This is a genomic window from Alteribacillus persepolensis (assembly GCF_900099605.1).
In the GTDB taxonomy this organism is placed as follows: Bacteria; Bacillota; Bacilli; order Bacillales; family Marinococcaceae; genus Alteribacillus; species Alteribacillus persepolensis.
This window is the reverse complement of record NZ_FNDK01000038.1, coordinates 1-19,428: the sequence shown is the minus strand read 5'-3', so window position 1 is coordinate 19,428 and position 19,428 is coordinate 1. Positions and strand designations below refer to the sequence as shown.

Sequence of the window (19,428 nt, the reverse complement as noted above, 5' to 3'; positions counted from 1 at the left end):
CCGTTCCCATGCCGAACACGGAAGTTAAGCTCTTTTGCGCCGATGATAATGAAGGGGAAACCCTTTGTGAAAGTAGGACGCTGCCAGGCAACGGATAAGCTGTCAGAGCATACTCTGGCAGCTTTTTTGTGCTTTTTAAGACGGTTTTCTGTTCTCAACAAACACCACCTATGATAGGCTTAGGCTAACAAATCAAGTGATAATTGGAGGGGGAATAGTGATTAATTACAACAGAAGAACATTTGTTTCTAAGTCGAATACAGATAATGGGGAAGTGTCTTCTCAAACTTATTTTCAATACAGCCAAGAAGAGAACATTCTTACTGCTACATATTCAGGGGGAGAAATTGTAGAAGGACGACTCATTGGAATAGTGAATGCGGATGGGTCTTTACGGTTTCGGTATAATCATGTGAACATCTCACATGAACTGAGAGGTGGAGAATGTCATTCTATCCCTGAGATTTTACATAACGGCAAGATTCGTCTGCATGAAAATTGGAGATGGCTCGATAAAGATCAAACCAAGGGGATTTCTATTGTAGAAGAAATGTAGACTGGAATGTTGGAACACACAAGCTTTTATTTGGAGGGTTTTTCTTGGGCATTGTTGTAACGATTATTCTATATGTTTTTGGAATACTGATTCTAGGAGCGGTATTGGAATCAGCGATAAGGAAAGGAATTAACACTTCCATTATTGGCCGATTTCTAGAAGAAAGGTATGGAATCAAAGAGGATAAGAATAATGCATCTTTTCCTGATGATGCAGAAAATCATCAAACAAAAGAATGATATAAGCAGAATGAATACGGAGAATAAGCAAACAATTTGTTATAGCGATGAAAACGCAGTTTTACGGTGAGTAGAAAGATGAAAATATAATTACAAGCGGAGATAGCAAAGTCTTAGGGGGCAAAGAGAAGACATTTCGGTTAAAAGAAAACAATAGCATATTGATACCAACCACCAGCTGCTTGAAACAGCAGAACTGTTGGTTGGTTTTTTATTGAATTGAATCGTTATTATTGTCTCGTTGGAGGTGGGAAAGCAAGTGAAAGGATCGCAGCAAGCATAGACATTATCATCATAATTTATAATATTTCAGTGCGGCTGCCAAAACGGAAAATGTACAGGTTGGGCCAGGCCCTGAAAAAAAGCACCCAGCCCGCCCATAAAAACAATTATTCATCCATAATAAAAAGGCGGATGGACAGGAAGCTGGTGTTTATTCATGTAATCCCATCCTTCAAGCATGTATTCCCCTCATTATGTTACCAATGGCTGATGGAAGGGGCAATGACTGCCAGCAATATTTTGGCATCATAGATAGCACAGCCGGCGCATACATTGAAATAGTATTCGTATAGAGCAGAGGGAACCATTTCCCCGGTTATGATGCCATCTTAGAATCGCAATCAAAAGCAGTATCAATATATATGAAGGAGGGCCATTCATGGGAGCTGAACATTCATCAGCATTAACGTTTAATTTAGAAGAATCCGTCTGGCTCGATAAAGGGCAAAAAATGAAAGAGCTGTTATCACTGGGGCTTGAGCCGGATATTCGAATTGAGGAAAAGCTTGATTATGTAGCAATCAAAGGAGGTCTTCATTTAAAAGGAGCATACCGTCCGCTTGATGAGAACCGCCAAGAAGAACATACAGATGATCGTCCTTCTCCGCAATATGTGGAACAAAATAACGAAAAAGAAGATGGAGTGGCGGAAATTACGCACTTTTTCCCTGTTGATGTGACCATTCCTTTTAATCGCATTCATAATCTTGATGATATTTATGTGCAAATTGATGGGTTTGATTACGACTTGCCAGAACCGGATTGTATCCAATTAACAGCTGATATTAGCATTACCGGCATGAAAAGTGATGCTTCTCATACAGAAGAGAGCAAAGAGCCCTTGCGTGAGCCTGAACCGATGCCAAGATGGGAGCAAGAAGGGAAACAACAGCCTGACGAACCAGAGGTACCAGAGCTTTCTTTGTCTGATAATCGAGTAGATTCGGCTGAAGAAGAAACATCTGTGAGTAATGAGGCTGACGAGTCAGCAGACAGCAAATCAGCGCAAGTATCACCTCCGGCAAGTGAACGAGAAGAAGAACGAGTGGAGAACAACGAACCAGACGAAATGGCGGAGATACGAGGAGAAGAATCCGAAGAAGCAGAAACACAAGACACACCAGAGGAAAGAGAAGAGAGTGAGGAAGAGTTTGATGATTCAAAAGAGCAAGGAGCAGAGAAATCATTGTCTTCGAATGAAGAAACCGAATCGGATGCAGAGGAGGAGACAGAAGAGGCAGATTCAACGATTATCACTGCTTTTCACAGCAGAGATGAGTCTGAGGAGGAAAAACTGGAAGCTGACACAATAGTAGACGACACAGCTAGCGATGAACAGACAAGTGATGCTGCCCTCTCAACAGAAACTGCCTCAGCGCCTGCTGCGTCTGACCGTGATGACAATGCTTTGTATTTAACAAAAGTTATGACGAAAGGGGAAGAAGCATTTTCTCGAGTAAAGATGTGCATTATTCAAGAAAACGAGTCACTCGAAACGATTGCTGAACGTTATGATGTTACAATCAGTCATTTAGTTCGTTATAACCGTCTTGATAATGAGCATATTGAAGAGGGTCAGATTCTTTATATTCCGGCCTCTAAAGCGGGAAGTAATAAACATGAAGGGTAATATCGCAAACGTTCTGCAGCGCTACCCGATACAGCCGGTTCAGATGGAATTATACGACAAGGTGGCTAAAGTAGAAGCAGCAGAAGGAATATTTGCATTAAAGGAGACCCAATTAAACAATGAACAGGCGGAGCGTTTTTTACAGACGCTCCGTTTCTTTGAAAAACAGCAAATGAATACCGTTCTGCCAGTTTTAGGCACCACCTATCAAGAATGGTGTGTCATTGATGATGACAGACTGTATTATCTTACGCCGTGGAAACAATCGTGCGCTTTCAAACGTCATGAATCTGCTTATTTTAAAACGCTGGCCATCTTTCATCGTTCGACGGAGTATAAAGAAGCAGTGCCGGAGTCAATATGGGAAGAGCAGGGCAAACTGCTGAAAAAAGAACGGGATCAGCAGCTGCTGCAGCTTGAAGCATATGCTGATCAAATTGAGAAAAAGCACTACTATTCTCCGTTTGAGCTTTCATTTCTGATGCATTTTCCTCTTTTGTATCAATGCCATAAAGATTCGTTAACGTGGTATGAAAAATGGGAGAGTGCGGCGTACGAGGAAAAAGGCATTCGCGTTGTCCGCTGCCATGGCAGCCCTTCGCCGGATCATATGGTATTAGACGAGAGAAATAATTATCAGTTTATTAACTTGGAACAAACGGCAGATGGTCATCCGTTGTATGATGTGTCATGGCTCTATCGTTCGTGTATGCAAGAAAGGATGTGGGATACGGTTCAAGCGTATCCATGGGTTAAAACGTATCATCACCATTTTCCATTAAAAAGAGGAGAAGATGCTCTTTTAAAAAGCCAATTATTAAATGAATCATTTCTTTACCCCTTTTTAGCAACGGCAAGTAAACGTAAGCTTTACGACGAGCACACATTTACATTTCAATTAGAAGAACACATATGGATGATGGAAAAAATAAAGCAAGATCTTGATACGTGGCCGTCTTTTTTAGATGAGAAGGAAAACACATAGAAAGCTCCTCACAGTTAGAAGGTGAGGAGCTTTTTTTCAGTAAGGAGGAAGGTCTAAAAGTCGGTGTTTTTCATGTCTAGCGCAAGCGCCTGCTCACTCGAGGTTTCTTCGGTCCGTCTGTGGAAAGAAAAGACCGGCTTTGTACAGACGGACCTGGAGAGGCAGCTTGTGACTCAGGTGCCTGCGCTCTTTTTCATCTATTTTAACATGTGAAACAGCAGTAGACAGTTAACCCCACGAGAATAATGAGTAATAATACGTCAAAACTGGTTGGCAGGATGAGTGTCCGCAATAATTGAAAAACGGCCAACGGAATGAGAATTTGTGTGCAAGCGAGCTTCCATTTTTTCCACCAGTACGGTTTTGGATGCCGTCTTTTTTTATGTTTTTTTGGCGGAGGATAATATGGAGGCCGCGGCGGTCCGTGGTAAGGAGGATAATACCCCATGTTCCCACCTTCTCCTAACGTATTTTCTTCAGTTTATGCGAGCACCCAAAAACGTGTTCAGCTGTGCGAGTGCATATTGTTGGAAGAGGTATGTGATGGAGTGTACAATAAGCATGTAAGTATTACATAACAACAGGAGGAATATATATGAAAATTGCAGCCATTGTAGGCAGCACGAGAAAAGAATCATATAACCTAAAGCTGGCCAAATATATTCAAGAAAGATATCAAGACAAGTTCACACTTGATATTGTGGAAATTGGCGATTTGCCGTTTTACAATCAAGACACAGAGAATGAGCCAACTGCTGAAGTGGTGGAATTCAAAAAGCGCATAAAAGAAGCAGATGCGGTATTATGGGTGACTCCAGAGTACAATGGCACCATTACAGCTAATATGAAAAATGCGATTGACTGGCTGTCCCGTGTGGATCAGGTAATGATCGGCAAACCGTCATGGATTGCCGGTGCATCCATGGGAGCATTGGGTACAGTAAAAGCACAAGCTCACTTGCGTGATATTTTATTTGCTCCTGGTCTGTCTTCTCCAGTTCTGCCTGGTAACGAGGTATTAATTGGCGCCGTTCATGAAAAGATGGATGAAAACGGCGACCTCACCGATGAGGCAACGATTGACTTTTTAGATGGTGTAGTGGATAACGTTGTTCAATGGCTTGAAAAAAATTATGTGGTCACGAACTAATAAATAGCTCCATAATCCGTTGAGAGAACACTCTCAGCGGATTTTTTTACAAATCGAATAGAAAGGAGGAGGTGAGTGAATGAACGTTTACCTGAATGATACACCTATATCTGTAAAAGAGTATAACGAGGAAAACGATAAAGGAAAACAAAGCATTGCGATTCGATTTGATGTTACCAGTGAGGATTATCATGAGCTGACGATGTTATTATATAAAGCAGTATTTGATATAGAAGTGCCAGAACGGAACACGGCATTTAGAGGAGAAATTCAACAGTATGCTGCATCGATAACAAACTTATATGAACCAGGACAGACGGGAGAATTTTTTGTTCGTTTACAAGAAGTAATATAGACAGGAGGGGGCTCGTGTGAAAGTCAGCATATTAGATCTATCCCCTATTGCCAGCAGCCAGTCTCCAAAAGAAGCACTGCAGTATTCCGCACGGCTGGCACAAGCGGCAGAGGCATTGGGATATCAGCGTTTTTGGGTAAGTGAACATCACGATTTGCCGGGATTAGCCAGCTCGGCGCCGGAAGTGCTGATCAGCTATATTGGAGCGCAGACGAAAACGATTCGTCTTGGTTCTGGAGCTGTTTTATTGCCACACTATAAGCCATATAAAGTAGCAGAAGTGTTCCATACGCTTGAGACATTGTTCCCGGGAAGAATAGATGTCGGTGTTGGAAGAGCTCCAGGTGGGTCAGCTGAGGCCACGAACGCCTTAAATAATAATTTTTTGCAAAAGGTTGCGAACATGCCCGAGTTAGTAGAAGAATTGCTGCATTTTTTATATGAAGATTTTCCTGATGACCACCCATTTCATCATGTGCAGGCAGCTCCTGTTCCAAATGAGCCTCCTGTACCATGGCTGCTGGGAACAAGCAAAAAGAGCGCGGCATTGGCTGCAGAAAAAGGGATAGGGTATGTATTTGGCGAGTTTATGAGTAATCAGGACGGAAAGGATCTCATAAAAACGTACAAAAACAATTTTTCTCCGCTCCGAAAAAGAGACACCTCCTATGTCATTGTGACAGTATCAGCGGTTTGCGCTGAAACCACAGACAAAGCAGAAGCCATTGCACAAAGTGCGCTCGTATGGGGAATACAACGAGATAAAGGCGAAGGCCAAAAAGGTGTGCCTGCCATAGAAGATGCACAGGAATACCCGTTGACGGCAAAGGAAAAAGCAACCTTAGCAAAACGAAAACAAAAAATGTTCATCGGAGATTCTGATACGATTTCCAACCAACTTCAGGACTTAGCGCAAGAATATCAAGCAGATGAAATCATGATCAATACGGTTGCTCATGATATAGAACATCGCATACAGTCTTATGAGCAAATTGCACAAGCCCTATCTTTGTAGGGAACAGCCTGTGATATTTTTTGAAAAACACATGACTTTCCGCTATTTTTCATGTATAACAAAAGTATGCAGTGATGTATGAAAGATAGAATATGATAAAGGTAGGTCGTTATGGCGGCAGAACAAGAAAACATAACCAGATTAGAAGTAAATGGAAAAGAGATTATTTTAATAGGAACAGCGCACGTGTCCAAGCAAAGCGCAGAACAAGTAAAAGAAGTCATTGAAGCAGAACAGCCAGATTCGGTTTGTGTGGAATTAGATGACCAGCGTTATCAATCCATTGTGAACCGCGACAAGTGGAAAAACATGGATATATTTAACGTCATTAAAGAGAAAAAAGCGACTCTCCTATTAATGAACTTAATTATTTCTTCTTATCAAAAACGAATGGGAAGCCAATTTGGAGTAGAACCCGGCCAGGAAATGATGCAAGGCATTGAATCAGCAAAAGAGGCGGGAGCCGAACTTGTATTAGCAGATCGGGATATTCAAACGACTTTTGCGCGGATTTGGCATGGTGTTGGGTTTACAGGGAAAATGAAATTATTTTTTCAGCTGTTCTCAAGCTTTTTCTACAATGAAAAAATTACAGAAGCAGAACTGGAAAAAATGAAATCGCAAGATATGCTGGATTCCATGCTGAACGAGTTGACCGTGCATTTTCCGCGATTAAAAAAACCGCTCATCGATGAGCGTGATCAATACTTATCTCAAAAAATAAAACGAGCACCTGGTAAAAAGGTAGTTGCTGTCCTTGGTGCCGCGCACGTTCCCGGTGTGACAAAAGAAATTGAAACAGATCATAATTTAGCGGAGTTGATGAAACGTCCGAAAAAGTCAAAAGTGCCTGCTATGATTGCGTGGAGCATTCCACTTATTATCTTAGCGGTGATTGCCTACACGTTTACGGCAAATCCTGACGCTGGTGTGCAGCAGTCGATCAGCTGGTTGTTATGGAATGGTTCCTTTTCCGCGTTAGGAGCGGCTATTGCATGGAGTCATCCGTTAGCTGTGTTAACCGCTTTTGTCGCTGCTCCGCTTACGTCTTTGTACCCGCTTTTAGCTGCCGGCTGGTTTGCTGGTATCGTACAGGCCTATCTCCGGCGTCCGAGTGTCCATGATTTTGAGAGGCTGAATGAAGATGTCTATCAATTTAAAGGTTTTTGGCAAAATCGTGCCACACGTATTTTGCTTACAGTCGTGCTGGCTAACTTGGGAAGTACGTTAGGGACGATAATTGGCGGGGCGGATGTGATTCGTCTGTTCTTTGAAAATGTATAAACAGATTGCTTGGTATCGCCTTTACTCTGTGGCATAATTCACGTTGGCTACAGGAAAAGGAGGATGTGCAGTGAGTACAACAAATAAAGAAATGACTCCGCTTTTTACGCGTTTTTCCAGTGAGCGGTTAACTATAAAAAATCGCACCGTTATGGCACCAATGACACGGGGATTTTCTCCGAATGGAGTGCCTGGAGCAGACGTTCGTACCTATTATAAGCGCCGTGCGGAGAATAATGTCGGACTAATTATTACAGAAGGAACCGGCATTGACCATCCCGCTTCCATATCCGGTGATACGATTCCTCTTTTTTATGGGGAGAAGCCGTTGGAAGGCTGGAAAGAAGTTGTAAAAGCGGTGCACGAAGCTGGCGGGAAAATTGTTCCGCAGCTTTGGCATGTAGGGATGGCAAGAAACATTGGTGACGTTCCGAACAAAGACGCGCTGCCAATTGGGCCGTCTGGGCTTGATTTTTCGGGAAGCAAAGTAACCGAATCAATGACAGAACAGGATATACATGATGTCATTGAAGCATTTGCAAAAGCCGCTGCAGACGCAAAGCGAATTGGTTTTGACGGCATCGAACTGCACGGTGCACATGGTTATTTGATTGACCAATTCTTTTGGCAGCAAACCAATCAGCGCAGTGATCGTTACGGCGGTGACCTTGTGTCGCGCACCCGTTTTGCTCAAGAAATTATTGCAGCCTGCCGTAAAGCAGCAGGAGATGATTTTCCAATTATTTTCCGTTTTTCTCAATGGAAAATGAGCGATTACAAAGCAAAATTAGCAGAAACTCCTCAAGAGTTAGAACGCTTTTTAAAGCCGTTACATGAGGCTGGAGTAGATATCTTTCACTGCTCAACACGACGCTTTTGGGAACCGGAATTTGAAGGGTCCGACTTAAACCTTGCCGGCTGGACGAAGAAGTTAACAGGAAAGCCGGTGATCAGTGTCGGCTCTGTAGGATTAGACGGCGTATTTACAAGCTATGATGAAGCAGGTACAGCCAGTCTGGATGGATTGTTAACAAAACTGGAAACGGATGAATTTGACTTAGCAGCGATTGGCCGTGCGCTGCTGCATGACCCGGCATGGGTGGAAAAAGTAAGAACTGGTCGAACAGATGAACTAGAAGCCTTCCAGAAAGATTCGCTGCATCAATTGTATTAACTAAAAAAAGGGAGCTTATCATAGCAGATAGCTCCCTTTTTAATGTAAGGTAAGAAAGTTATAAAAGGTTGGCGTTTTCATGGTCCAGCGCAAGCGCCTGCTCGCTCAGGCGAACACGACGCGGGTCGGTTCAGCGCCAGCCGCAGGACGTGCTTCCGCAGGATGTGGTGACTTCAACGCCCGCCACAGGACGTGTGCGTTCTTAGTAGAAGTACCTGACAGAAGTACCTGACAGAAGTTCCCTGCAGAAGCTCTTTCACCACACAGCTGAACCTCCTTCTTTCAGGCGCTTGCGCTTTTCTTTGGACAATGGCGCTTTTTACGATTGATAAAATTGAATAAAAAAAATAACGACAGCGAGTACGAGTACGATAATACTGACAAACAACAGCGAATATTTACGGGACGTATAGGCCTCTTGGATTTCTTGCCAATTAACAGGTTTGATACCACTCACCCAATATACAACAATGGCTGAGAGCACAATGGAAGAGGTGTTGACGAGCAGTAATAAACAAGGGGTGATGGCACCTTGCCAGTTAAAATCACCAAGCATCATGCCAAATACAACAGCTGGAGGCAGCAAAGCAACAGATACCATGACGCCAACTAGTGCTTCGGCTGCTCTTTTTAAAAAGGATATTGCTCCGGCAGCTCCTGCAGCCAATGCAGCAAAGATATCAATGAGCTCGATGTTGTTACGTGATAAAAATTCCTGGCTGTCCATCGGGAGAGGAAAAAACATTCCAAATAAAACCGCTATTCCAATTGGAAGGACTAGCCCGTAACCAGCAGATATTAAAGAACGCCGCAGCAGTTTGTAATCACCAAGGACTGATGCAAAGGCGACGGCAGTAAAGGGACCAATAATGGGAGCAATCATCATGGCCCCAATGACGATTGCCGGGCTGTCTTTGACAATGCCGGCGGTAGCGACTACTGCCGATAACAGTAAAAACCATGAAAAGCTTTTGCTGATTGCACTGGAGTCAAACACGACAGAATACAGCTCATGCCGGCTGACACGAAGCAGTTCTTTTTCGTCCTCTTCGTTTTCTTTGGTTTCTTCTAATTCTTCTTTTTTATCTTCGACGTGAGGGATATATGTTTTTAAGGAAAACAACAGCGCACTGAAATCATCATTTTCTTTCGCTGCTTGTTCCAAATAATTTAAAATATCTTCTGATTGACTCATTTTTACTAAAATACGAACAAGCATGTAGTCATTGGCTTCACTTGAGTTCCAATGCGAGATTGTTTCAAATTGTTCCAAATTACGTTCAAACGTCGCAAATGCTTGATTGGGAACATATACTTCAATCAATTGTATGGACATATGTGAATCCTCCATCAAAGGATGTTTCGTTCTGTTAATATGATATATCTAATCGATGGACGGCAGTTTTTTCTACTGCCGTCCATATTTGTTTTAATGATTGTCTTTTGGTTTTAATACTGTTTCATCGTGGTCGGTATCATACGGTTTATGAATGTCACGCTGAATCTTTTTGTTTGTTAATGCTTCTTTTTCAAAGTGAATATCTGGCTTAAGGTTATTATTTTGGCTCGCTTGTTCATTCCAATCTTTCATGCCAACTCCTCCTTGTATAGAATAGTTTGCGTAAAAACAGCGTGTTTATAATACGGAGAGGAAAAATATGTTACAATGAAACATTATGATGAGGAAGAAAGGGGCAGGTATATCATGTCTGTGGCACAACACCGTCAAGAAGCGCCGCAAACTGTCCGCTGCATGGTTGTAACGGTTTCTGATACGCGTACGAAAGAAACGGATAAAAGTGGTGCGTTACTGCAAGAATTTCTAAGACATGCGGGTCATCAGATCAGTCATTACGACATAGTAAAAGATGAATACAATGAGGTGCAGGAGATACTGAAAAAGGCAGCACAAGCTCATAATACGGATGCGGTTTTGTTAAATGGCGGAACAGGAATTGCGCAGAGGGACATAACATACGAGGCAGTCCAATCTTTATTAGATAAAGAGCTGCATGGATTTGGTGAGTTGTTTCGGTACCTTAGTTATACGGAAGACATAGGATCGGCTGCGATATTAAGTCGTGCTGTGGCAGGGGTGTACCAAAATACGGCGGTTTTCTCGATGCCAGGTTCGTCTGGAGCGGTACGGCTGGCAATGAATAAACTAATTATCCCGGAGCTTGCCCATGTCATTCGTGAGGTACAAAAAGACTTGTAAGATAAGTACAAAAAGCTGAGCGAGAGGCTTAGCTTTTTTATATGGAATGGAGAAGAAGGAGGATTAGTATGACTAGAAGCCATTTGCACAGACAAGTTTATTTGAAGGTGGTTTTTTTTCCATAGGAAGAAACTAACCATTGCATAAGTGATATGTTCCTTTCATAATAAATGATTGGGTATTATAACGATTTATGTGATTTTATTGGGAGAGAAAGGTGAAAAAATATGTCAGATCGAAATGCAGCGGACAAAGCAGCAATCACCACTCTTAACTTTCGTTTCGGTCCATGGGGAGCTGCTGTTCCGCTTCTTTTTTTCGTCATCTGGGCGGTAACAACGAGTATCTTACAAATATCATCAGAAATTGGACTCGTGATGGGAGCAATCATTGGACTGACACTTGGGCTTCTTCTTTGCAAAAGCCGCTGGGAGGACTACGCGCAAGGCTTATTTGAAGGATTGTCTCAACCTGTTGGGGTAGTGGCTATTGTAGCGTGGTTTTACGCTGGAATGTTCTCGCAAGTACTGCAGCTAGGAGGATTGGTTGAAGGTCTTGTTTGGATCGGGACGTCGATAGGCGTTACCGGGGGTTTATTTACAGCTCTAACGTTTCTGTTAGCAGCAGTATTTTCGACAGCTGTGGGAACGGGGTATGGAACAACTGTGGCTTTTTGTACTTTAATGTTTCCAGCAGGTGTCGCAACTGGCGCTGACCCTGTGATGCTGTTTGGTGCTATTTTAGCCGGAGCCGTATTTGGAGATAATTTGGCACCGGTATCGGATACAACGATTGTTTCAGCTACAACGCAGGAAGCTGATGTGCCCGGGGTTGTTAGAAGCCGGTTGAAATATTCTGTGGCGGCTGCAATTCCAGCTGTTATACTGTTTGCCGTGTTTGGAGGAAGCAGCAGCACAGTAAACGTCACACCGGCAAGTGTCATGCCATCCATTGAGCCAGCAGGTTTAATTATGCTTCTGCCATTTGCTGTCGTGCTGTTTCTGGCTTTAAGAGGACACCATTTGTTAACGTCTTTAACATGGGGGATTTTGTTTGCTATTCCATTGATTATTGTCTTTCATCTTGGGACGTTTTCTGATATTTTGCACTTTGATCCTGCATCGGATGGTGTGGTTCAAGGGGCATTAATAGAGGGAATTAAGGGCTATGTCGATATGGCGGTACTTATTTTGTTAATCGTCGCTGCTGCTCATTTAATGGAATTAGGCGGTACGATGCAAGCCATTACCAACGGTGTGATGAAGTGGATTCGGCGTTCTGTACGCCGGGCAGAATCGGCTATGTGGGCAGTGGTCGCTTTATTAAACAGTGCGATTACCATTAACACAGCTGCAGAAATTGCCGCTGCACCATTTGTTCGAGCAATTGGGGAAAAGTATAGCATTCACCGCTATCGCAGAGCTAATATGTTAGATGCGGTCACATCCGCATTAGGATACATTTTTCCGTGGGGAGCACCTGTACTGCTGGGCTATTCGACGATCGCCAACATGCAAAATACGTATGAGTGGCTGCCTGTTGTAAGCCCAACAGAAGTATTTCCGTTTGTTTTTCACGGCTGGTTCTTAGCATTGATTATGCTGATTGCTGCTCTTACCGGATGGGGTCTGCGTTATGAAGGAAAAAAAACAAAGCAAGATAGTGGAAATGATTGATCAATACTCTTAGAGACGCCGCGCCGTGGCTTCTCTAAGAGTGTTTTTGTATAATGAAAGAAGAAAAGGGCGATGACTGTTTATAAAGGGATACTAGGAGCAGGATGTTTCCGCATAGAAACGAGGTTTTCCTTATGACACAATACGTAATAGACCAGATGCTTGAACAAGTTCGTGAATCTATACGCAGCCAAGACCAAGACGTGTTTCGAAAACTATTTTTAGGCTGGCATGAAAACTTTCAAATGCAAGTGATAATGCAGCTATACAAGCATGAACGAATGCAGCTGTACGATTGGCTGGCAGCAAATGAGCTGGCTGGCGTTTTTCAAGAAATGGAGTATGAAGATCAATTTTTTACCTTAAAAGAAATGGAGGCAGCACAGGCAGCTGCTGTCATGAATGAAGTAAGCGCAGATGACGCAGCCGCATTTATAGACAAGCTGCCGATCACTGCCCGCAAAGAATCATTGTTAAAAGCAATGGATGCGAAAAAAGCAGATGATGTTAAAGAAATTTTATCGTATCCAAAAGAAACAGCCGGTGCCATCATGACAAAAGAGTATTTAGAAATTTTTTCAAATCAAACGATTGCCGAAGTGATGGCATTTTTACGGAAAACAGGACAAGATGTTGAAACCATTTACTATGTATATGTCGTAAATGAAGCGGGCCATTTAGCAGGAGTGGTTTCTTTAAGAGATGTAATTGTTCATGATAACAAAACAATAATAGAAGAAATCATGAGTACACGGGTGGTGTATGCAGATGATGACTTGGATCAAGAAGATGTTGCTAAAATAATCCAGACGTATGATCTTCTGGCTGTACCTGTTGTAAATAAACAAAAACATTTAATAGGAATTGTTACGGTTGATGATGTAATGGATGTACTCGAAGAGGAAGTAACCGAAGACATTGGAGAGATTTCTGCTTCGAAAGGTTCGACAGACACGAACTTGTCGGCTTTTCAAGCTGCAAAAAAGCGGGCACCATGGATTGTGCTGTTGATGTTTCTCGGTCTGATTACGGCGAATGTGATTGGGCGCTACGAAGAGACATTGGAAGCAGTGGTGCTGTTGTCAGTATTTATTCCATTAATTATGGATTCTGCTGGTAACACTGGTACGCAGTCGCTTGCGGTTGTAGTACGCAGCTTAGCAACTGGTTCATATGAGAAAAAAGGCATCGCCAAAATGCTGCGGCGTGAGCTGGGAACCGGCTTCTTTATGGGACTGATTTGTGCAGTGGTGCTTGTTTTGACGGTTAGTATATTATATAATCATTTGCTGCTTGCAGTGATTGTTGCAGTGTCTATCTTTTTGACATTGAGTGTAGCTGCACTGATAGGGGCGGTACTGCCGCTTATTATTAACAAGCTCAATATTGATCCAGCTGTTGCTTCTGGACCTTTTATCACCACATTAAACGATATTATCGGTTTGTTTATTTACTTCACCATTGCTACTTCCTTTTTAGAATACCTATGAGGAACGCTTTTCTCTCCCCCTTTCAGTATGTGTTCGTTCATGTAAGATACGAAAGAACAAAAATATTCTCCACGTATGGATAAGGTTAGTTTGTCCATACGTCTTTTTGTCTCTTTCATAAAATAATCGGAGAAAGGGGGGAGATAGACATGAAACTTTATTTAGACCCAGGTCACGGGGGAACCGATACTGGAGCAACGAGTAATAATCTTGTTGAAAAAGACATTAACTTGGATATTGCTCTTCGCATTCGCAATATTTTATTAAATGAATATCAAAACGTAGACGTGAAAATGAGCCGCCGCAACGATACCACGGTTCGTTTGAGTGAACGTACGAATGAAGCGAATCAATGGAATGCAGATTATTTTTTATCTATTCATTGCAATGCGTATAATGGCAGGGCGAGAGGTTATGAGGATTATATTCACAACAGTTTGCCGGACAGCTCTCGCACAGCTGGTATTCGAGATATCATGCATAAGCATATTACGTCTGTGAACCGTTTAGTGACACGTGGAGAAAAGAAAGCTGACTTTCATGTGCTGCGGGAAACGAAGATGCCGGCATTATTAACAGAAAATGGATTTTTAGACAACGAGCGTGACGCTGAGATAATGAGGCAGGCCTCTTGGCGTCAGGCGGTAGCAAGAGGGCACGTAAATGGTTTGGAAGAAGCATTTAACTTACAGCAAAAACAAGATTACGGTACGATGTATAAAGTTATTGCCGGATCGTTTGAAAAAAGAGAGAATGCGGAAAAACGTGCTGATTTTCTAGACAGTCACGGTATTGAAGCCATTGTTATACTAACGACTGTATCTGGTCAACTGCGATACCGGGTGCAGGCGGGTTCATTTAAGTATAGAGACAATGCCCAACGACGCGTTGATCGATTAGAGCAAATAGGGATAGGGGATGCCTTTATTATTGTAGATCGGACAAATGTCAACGATGAGGAGGGCAATGAAGAGGAAAATCAAGCCTTTTCAATTATGGGAGAAACAATCCTTTCCCCTGAGCTGCTGAATCAATTTGTACGTTCAGTGAATTCCGAGGCCCCACAACTCGGTTACTACTATGTGAAGTATGGGGAACAATACGGAATTAGAGGAGATGTAGCATTTGCTCAGGCAATTCACGAAACAGATTATTTTCGTTTTACGGGGGTTGTAAAGCCGGAACAAAATAATTTTAGTGGGATTGGAGCTACAGGACCGGGGGAACCTGGCGCAAGTTTTGACACACCTGAAGAAGGTGTTCTCGCTCATATTCAACATTTGTATGCATACAGCTCTACAGACGACTTGCCGCGGGAACATGCGTTAGTGGATCCGCGCTTTGATCTTGTAGAACGAGGATCGGCAGTGACGTGGATTGATTTAAATGGAAAATGGGCTGTTCCGGGAGACCGCTATGGACAGATGATATTAAATATTTATGAACGCATCATCAAGCGAAGCCAGCAGACATTAGAGGATATATTAGAAGAAATTAAAGTGTAAACGCGATAAAAGAGCACAAGGAGAGAAAAGTCCTTGTGTTCTTTTTTGCACCGATAGGGAAGGAGGCTGATGTTTTTTCGTTTTGTTTAAGCGGCAGCCGCTCGGGGGGTGTTTCTCATCCAACCCGAGTTTAGGCCGCAGGCTTCCAGGATGGGAGTCAGTCCAGCAGGTGCTCTTAGCCGAACGTTCTGTCCAAGGCGGTTACGATTTTCTAATAAACTCCTGCGTATTTCGAGTAAAGCAGCTGAATTAGGTTACCCTAATTCATATATACGTGTGAGGAGGAGTTGGTTGTTGTGAAATTTGATGTGTCGCTTGTATCGAGAATGAGTGACGAGATTGAACAGTCGGGAAAACGCATGCGCGAGATGGTGAACTCCCCGTATGAATTGCAAATGGAGTTACAGAAGCTAGAAAGCAGCCTGCAATCGTTAAAGTCCTTAACAGAAAACCAGTCACAAGCTGGAAGCAATGCTAATACAACCCAGACCTATCCTAATCAAAATCAAAGTTAGCCGTAAAAAGCAGGCAGCTGCTTAGAAGAGAAGCAGCTGCCTGCTTTTTTAGGTTGCTGTAACATTCACCCTTTTACAGAGGAAGCGGCGACAAGTTCTTTTTTCATTTGTGCTTTATACATAAAGTATAAAACAAGCGCAAAAGCAGACAGCAATATACCAGCAATGTATGGCAAACCAATCATGATAGAAAACAGCCATCCGCCTAACGGAGGACCGATGATTCGCCCGAGAGAATCAAAAGACGATAAAAATCCGGTTGCGCTGCCATAGCCATTTGCTGCTGTTTTTGTAATTAATGCTGACACACTAGGCCGGATAACTCCGTTGCCAATGCCAAATATGCTTAAGAAGATGGCAGCTGTCGTGAAATTATCGATGAATAAAATGAACCCAAATCCGGCAGCAGATATGATAATGCCTATTTGAATAACGGCACCTTCTCCGAATGCTTTTGTTAACCGGCCAACAAGGCCGCCTTGCACGAGTGCACCAGCAAATCCCATAATCATAAATATGTAACCAAGTTCAACCGGGCCAAGGCCAGCTTGTTCAGCAGCAAAATAAGCAAATGTTGCTTCTAATCCCGCAAGTGAAACAGATACGAAAAACTGCAAAAAGTACAGCACAAATACGGGACTTTGAGCGGATTTTTTCAGCGAGCGCTTCACTGGCTGTTCTTTTTCTGCTTGTTTGTCTAAGGTTTCTCTTAAGACGAATAAGACGAGCAAAAAGGTGATAAGAGAAGATATGCCAGCAACATAAAACGGTGCGGCCAAGCTTGATTCAGAAAAAACCCCTCCAATCGCAGGACCAAAAACAAAACCGAGTCCGACAGCTGCACCAATAATCCCCATGCCTTTTCCTCGGTCTTCTTCTGATGTTATATCAGCAGCATACGCCATCACCGTCGGCATATTAGCAGCTGATAAAAATCCACCGATAATGCGAGCAGCAAATAACATCCAAAGCGCTGTAGAAAAAGCCATAAAGAAAAAAGAAAATGCAAGCCCTAAAATGCCGAGCATCATCACAGGTTTTCGGCCAATACGATCAGAAATGCGTCCCCACATGGGTGCAAAAAGAAATTGCATGATGGAATAAACGGCCATTAACAATCCCAGCTCGGCAGGAGAAGCACCAAGTTCTTCAGCATAAAAAGGAAGAACAGGAATGATAATGCCAAAACCTACCATAACAAAAAACATGACAGCAAATAAAACTGGTAAAGCTTTTTTCGTTTCCAACAGTTATGTCACTCCCCGTTGCCACAAGTTCGTCCTATGTACGAAATCGTATTGTGTAATGTTAAATCGCATAAAGTGTATATCGTCATTATATAAAAAGTGTCTCTCGTACACAAAAGGCGAGAGACACTTTTCTTATATTATTTGTTAGGTGTTTCATTTATTTCTTGCTTTTTAAATGCTTCATCTGCTCGTTTATAATCCGATGGATACGTGACTTCTTGTGTGCTGCTCAGTCCATTGCTCTTATTTGTTATTTGTTTGTGTGGCGGTTTTTTATTCTCCATATTGACTCTCCTTTTTATAAAAGTCGTTTATAGGATGAGCCAACACGAGTTGAAATAAACATGGCAGCACGTTCGGCTGTATTAAGTCAGATGATAATGCCACACTCCATCTGTCATTTCTTTCTGTATTCGCTTATTGTTTTCCAAATATTGGAGGTGGCCGATAATCTCTGACATTACAAGGGAAAACTGACTGTCATACGCTTTATTATAGTATGTTTTGGCTAAAGTATTTGCGGTTGTATATCCATCACTAATAAGCTGCAAAAACTTTTCGGCTTTGTGGTCGATGGCGTCCAAGCGCTGACGAATTAAAGATTCGGCATCGTGGATTACCGTTCCATGTCCAGAGTATATAACATCCGGCTTCAGCTGCATCACTTTTTTCATGGATTCCATGTGCTGCAGCAATGGATAAGAATAGGTGGTTTCAACACCGGGTTCAATGATGGCGTTGCTGGAAATGTGATTAATTAAGAGATCACCTGCAAACAGCACACCGGATGGTTCGTGAAAAAAACCTACTTGATCTTCAGAATGGCCAGGAACATCAATTATCGTAAAGTCATGCCCGAATGACGGGAAAGGCATGATTTCTGTTCTTATTGCTTGATGCTGGTTTTTATACATAGCTTTTTTTAAATAAGCTACTTGCTGCTCTCCTTTTTCCCCGCAATCAGCTGTTTTATATAGTTCTTCAAAGAAATCAATTCGTTTTTGTAAAAAAGTTTCATCGCGTTTTAAGCGAGGATAAGCGTATGGATGAGCGTAAACCGGTATGCTGCATTCAGATGTTATGCGATTGATTAAGCCGACATGGTCGATATGGTGATGAGTGAGAAAAATCTGATCAATATCAGAAAGAGATAAGTTTTGTTCTTGTAAGGTATGTAAAAGACTATTCCAGCAAGAATCATTGTTCATGCCAGCGTCAATTAACGTCAGCGTCTCTGCTGACTGTACCAGATAGAAATTAAAGCTTTTTAAACTATTATCAACAGGCACAGTTATCGGAAAAATAGCTGCGCTTTTGCTGTCACATTGCATATGCTATCACTTCTTTCCAAACAAAATGTGTGTATGTTTATCGTAGCAAATTACAGGAAAAAAGGCATGTTTTTTGCGTTAATCTTTTAATTTTTCAAAAATCCGCTTTAAGGAAGAGTCAGCAACCTACAACAAAAGCAGGTTCTATTACTACAATATTACTACCTCGTGAAAAAAGGAGGGTAAACCTTGAGCAGTAATAGACTTAATAGAGCTAAAACGAAAAGAAATATTCTCAAGCGCCAACTTCAAAAGTTAGAAAATCGTATAGAAAAAGAAAAAGCAAAAATCGCTAAATTAAATAAATGATATGCATTCATCTCATTGTCTTTATAAGATAAATATTTCTCACAGCCAAGAAAACGCCTTTATATAAAAGGGAAATACACCAAGAGAAGGAGAGAAATCTATTGGATCGAAAGAGACTAGAAAAAAATGTTGAGCGGCTAAATAGACGAAGAGACAAGTTGCTTGAAAAGCTGGAGGAGTTAGATTCAATCATCAGTTCTATGACTGATTCTGATGGTTCTTCTGATGAATCAAGTGTTACAAGCAATGGGGGAGGTAGTGGTTCCGATGGAGGATCAACTACTGGCAATAATAGATTAAGATCAGATTCGAACGCAGAAGCGGATTCTGAGTCCAACTCTGATTCTAACGCGGATGCGGAAGCTGATTCTGAGTCAGAATCTGACTCTAATGCAGACGCAGAAGCCGATTCCGAGTCAGATTCCGATTCTGGTGCTGAAGCTGATTCCGAGTCAGATTCTGAT

20 protein-coding genes, 1 rRNA gene and 2 pseudogenes are annotated in these 19,428 nt (G+C 42.3%); 17 read left to right on the top strand and 6 right to left on the bottom strand.

The window, feature by feature from the left end:
- The 5 genes from rrf to BLT18_RS16950 all read left to right on the top strand — a co-directional run.
- Positions 1–89, top strand: a 5S ribosomal RNA gene (rrf, locus tag BLT18_RS16970); the annotation flags it as partial.
- 128 nt (positions 90–217) lie between these two features.
- A complete protein-coding gene (locus tag BLT18_RS16965) occupies positions 218–556 on the top strand; it encodes a n-acetylglutamate synthase (RefSeq protein ID WP_175487582.1) in 339 nt (112 codons plus the stop codon).
- A 44-nt stretch (positions 557–600) separates the two neighbouring features.
- The gene (locus BLT18_RS16960) at positions 601–795 is read left to right on the top strand and encodes a hypothetical protein (RefSeq protein ID WP_091276729.1); all 195 of its coding nucleotides are present in this window, start codon (positions 601–603) and stop codon (positions 793–795) included.
- A 661-nt stretch (positions 796–1,456) separates the two neighbouring features.
- On the top strand, positions 1,457–2,707 hold the full coding sequence (gene spoVID, locus BLT18_RS16955) for a stage VI sporulation protein D (protein WP_091276726.1): 1,251 nt from the start codon (positions 1,457–1,459) through the stop codon (positions 2,705–2,707).
- Positions 2,697–3,692: a protein kinase family protein gene (locus tag BLT18_RS16950; protein ID WP_091276724.1), complete on the top strand. Its 996-nt coding sequence runs from the start codon at positions 2,697–2,699 to the stop codon at positions 3,690–3,692. Before spoVID ends, BLT18_RS16950 begins: the two co-directional genes overlap by 11 nt.
- Positions 3,693–3,894: 202 nt before the next feature.
- Here BLT18_RS16950 and BLT18_RS16945 read toward each other — a convergent pair whose 3' ends face one another.
- A complete protein-coding gene (locus BLT18_RS16945) occupies positions 3,895–4,140 on the bottom strand; it encodes a hypothetical protein (protein ID WP_091276722.1) in 246 nt (81 codons plus the stop codon).
- A 147-nt stretch (positions 4,141–4,287) separates the two neighbouring features.
- On the opposite strand from BLT18_RS16945, the gene BLT18_RS16940 reads away from it, so the two are divergent.
- The 5 genes from BLT18_RS16940 to BLT18_RS16920 all read left to right on the top strand — a co-directional run bounded on the left by BLT18_RS16940 (position 4,288) and on the right by BLT18_RS16920 (position 8,670).
- Positions 4,288–4,842, top strand: coding sequence for an NADPH-dependent FMN reductase (locus BLT18_RS16940; protein WP_091276719.1), 555 nt, complete (start codon positions 4,288–4,290; stop codon positions 4,840–4,842).
- Between the two features lie 79 nt (positions 4,843–4,921).
- A complete protein-coding gene (locus BLT18_RS16935; protein WP_091276717.1) occupies positions 4,922–5,197 on the top strand; it encodes a DUF3219 family protein in 276 nt (91 codons plus the stop codon).
- Between the two features lie 16 nt (positions 5,198–5,213).
- Positions 5,214–6,212 (top strand): LLM class flavin-dependent oxidoreductase, encoded by a 999-nt coding sequence (locus BLT18_RS16930; protein ID WP_091276715.1) that lies wholly within the window; start codon positions 5,214–5,216, stop codon positions 6,210–6,212.
- Between the two features lie 111 nt (positions 6,213–6,323).
- Positions 6,324–7,496 (top strand): TraB/GumN family protein, encoded by a 1,173-nt coding sequence (locus tag BLT18_RS16925; RefSeq protein ID WP_091276713.1) that lies wholly within the window; start codon positions 6,324–6,326, stop codon positions 7,494–7,496.
- A 70-nt stretch (positions 7,497–7,566) separates the two neighbouring features.
- Entirely contained in the window at positions 7,567–8,670 is a 1,104-nt protein-coding gene (locus BLT18_RS16920) for an NADH:flavin oxidoreductase (protein WP_245705314.1), read from the top strand.
- Between the two features lie 319 nt (positions 8,671–8,989).
- Here BLT18_RS16920 and BLT18_RS16915 read toward each other — a convergent pair whose 3' ends face one another.
- Both BLT18_RS16915 and BLT18_RS18440 read right to left on the bottom strand, forming a co-directional pair.
- Positions 8,990–10,006 (bottom strand): TIGR00341 family protein, encoded by a 1,017-nt coding sequence (locus BLT18_RS16915; RefSeq protein ID WP_091276711.1) that lies wholly within the window; start codon positions 10,004–10,006, stop codon positions 8,990–8,992.
- A 93-nt stretch (positions 10,007–10,099) separates the two neighbouring features.
- The gene (locus BLT18_RS18440; protein WP_175487581.1) at positions 10,100–10,261 is read right to left on the bottom strand and encodes a hypothetical protein; all 162 of its coding nucleotides are present in this window, start codon (positions 10,259–10,261) and stop codon (positions 10,100–10,102) included.
- 114 nt (positions 10,262–10,375) lie between these two features.
- Between BLT18_RS18440 and BLT18_RS16910 the strand changes: the two genes are divergently transcribed.
- From BLT18_RS16910 to BLT18_RS16890, 6 genes and pseudogenes are all read left to right on the top strand, one after another.
- Complete coding sequence (locus BLT18_RS16910) at positions 10,376–10,888, top strand: MogA/MoaB family molybdenum cofactor biosynthesis protein (protein WP_091276735.1); 513 nt, start codon at positions 10,376–10,378, stop codon at positions 10,886–10,888.
- 227 nt (positions 10,889–11,115) lie between these two features.
- Positions 11,116–12,564, top strand: a complete 1,449-nt coding sequence (locus tag BLT18_RS16905; RefSeq protein WP_091276710.1) for a Na+/H+ antiporter NhaC family protein — start codon at positions 11,116–11,118, stop codon at positions 12,562–12,564.
- A 134-nt stretch (positions 12,565–12,698) separates the two neighbouring features.
- On the top strand, positions 12,699–14,054 hold the full coding sequence (gene mgtE / locus BLT18_RS16900; protein WP_245705313.1) for a magnesium transporter: 1,356 nt from the start codon (positions 12,699–12,701) through the stop codon (positions 14,052–14,054).
- A gap of 149 nt (positions 14,055–14,203) precedes the next feature.
- A pseudogene (locus BLT18_RS18735) lies at positions 14,204–14,986 on the top strand (N-acetylmuramoyl-L-alanine amidase); the annotation flags it as partial.
- A gap of 63 nt (positions 14,987–15,049) precedes the next feature.
- A complete protein-coding gene (locus BLT18_RS18730) occupies positions 15,050–15,559 on the top strand; it encodes a glucosaminidase domain-containing protein (protein ID WP_322787581.1) in 510 nt (169 codons plus the stop codon).
- 296 nt (positions 15,560–15,855) lie between these two features.
- Entirely contained in the window at positions 15,856–16,074 is a 219-nt protein-coding gene (locus BLT18_RS16890) for a hypothetical protein (protein WP_091276702.1), read from the top strand.
- 65 nt (positions 16,075–16,139) lie between these two features.
- On the opposite strand, the gene BLT18_RS16885 is transcribed toward BLT18_RS16890, so the two are convergent.
- The 3 genes from BLT18_RS16885 to BLT18_RS16875 all read right to left on the bottom strand — a co-directional run bounded on the left by BLT18_RS16885 (position 16,140) and on the right by BLT18_RS16875 (position 18,655).
- The gene (locus BLT18_RS16885) at positions 16,140–17,321 is read right to left on the bottom strand and encodes an MFS transporter (RefSeq protein WP_091276699.1); all 1,182 of its coding nucleotides are present in this window, start codon (positions 17,319–17,321) and stop codon (positions 16,140–16,142) included.
- A 140-nt stretch (positions 17,322–17,461) separates the two neighbouring features.
- A complete protein-coding gene (locus BLT18_RS16880) occupies positions 17,462–17,608 on the bottom strand; it encodes a YfhE family protein (protein ID WP_091276696.1) in 147 nt (48 codons plus the stop codon).
- Positions 17,609–17,689: 81 nt separating this feature from the next.
- Complete coding sequence (locus BLT18_RS16875) at positions 17,690–18,655, bottom strand: MBL fold metallo-hydrolase (protein WP_091276693.1); 966 nt, start codon at positions 18,653–18,655, stop codon at positions 17,690–17,692.
- Positions 18,656–19,065: 410 nt separating this feature from the next.
- On the opposite strand from BLT18_RS16875, the pseudogene BLT18_RS16870 reads away from it, so the two are divergent.
- Positions 19,066–19,428: pseudogene (locus tag BLT18_RS16870) on the top strand (MSCRAMM family adhesin SdrC); the annotation flags it as partial.

Bases quoted from the DNA above. Each gene is read 5' to 3' on its own strand.
- BLT18_RS16880 (WP_091276696.1), bottom strand. From the start codon at position 17,608: ATGGAGAATAAAAAACCGCCACACAAACAAATAACAAATAAGAGCAAT.
- BLT18_RS16925 (WP_091276713.1), top strand. From the start codon at position 6,324: ATGGCGGCAGAACAAGAAAACATAACCAGATTAGAAGTAAATGGAAAA.
- BLT18_RS16915 (WP_091276711.1), bottom strand. From the start codon at position 10,006: ATGTCCATACAATTGATTGAAGTATATGTTCCCAATCAAGCATTTGCG.
- BLT18_RS16950 (WP_091276724.1), top strand. From the start codon at position 2,697: ATGAAGGGTAATATCGCAAACGTTCTGCAGCGCTACCCGATACAGCCG.
- BLT18_RS16940 (WP_091276719.1), top strand. From the start codon at position 4,288: ATGAAAATTGCAGCCATTGTAGGCAGCACGAGAAAAGAATCATATAAC.
- BLT18_RS18730 (WP_322787581.1), top strand. From the start codon at position 15,050: ATGGGAGAAACAATCCTTTCCCCTGAGCTGCTGAATCAATTTGTACGT.
- BLT18_RS16935 (WP_091276717.1), top strand. From the start codon at position 4,922: ATGAACGTTTACCTGAATGATACACCTATATCTGTAAAAGAGTATAAC.
- mgtE (WP_245705313.1), top strand. From the start codon at position 12,699: ATGACACAATACGTAATAGACCAGATGCTTGAACAAGTTCGTGAATCT.
- BLT18_RS16910 (WP_091276735.1), top strand. From the start codon at position 10,376: ATGTCTGTGGCACAACACCGTCAAGAAGCGCCGCAAACTGTCCGCTGC.
- BLT18_RS16945 (WP_091276722.1), bottom strand. From the start codon at position 4,140: ATGGGGTATTATCCTCCTTACCACGGACCGCCGCGGCCTCCATATTAT.
- BLT18_RS16905 (WP_091276710.1), top strand. From the start codon at position 11,116: ATGTCAGATCGAAATGCAGCGGACAAAGCAGCAATCACCACTCTTAAC.
- spoVID (WP_091276726.1), top strand. From the start codon at position 1,457: ATGGGAGCTGAACATTCATCAGCATTAACGTTTAATTTAGAAGAATCC.
- BLT18_RS16875 (WP_091276693.1), bottom strand. From the start codon at position 18,655: ATGCAATGTGACAGCAAAAGCGCAGCTATTTTTCCGATAACTGTGCCT.
- BLT18_RS18440 (WP_175487581.1), bottom strand. From the start codon at position 10,261: ATGAAAGATTGGAATGAACAAGCGAGCCAAAATAATAACCTTAAGCCA.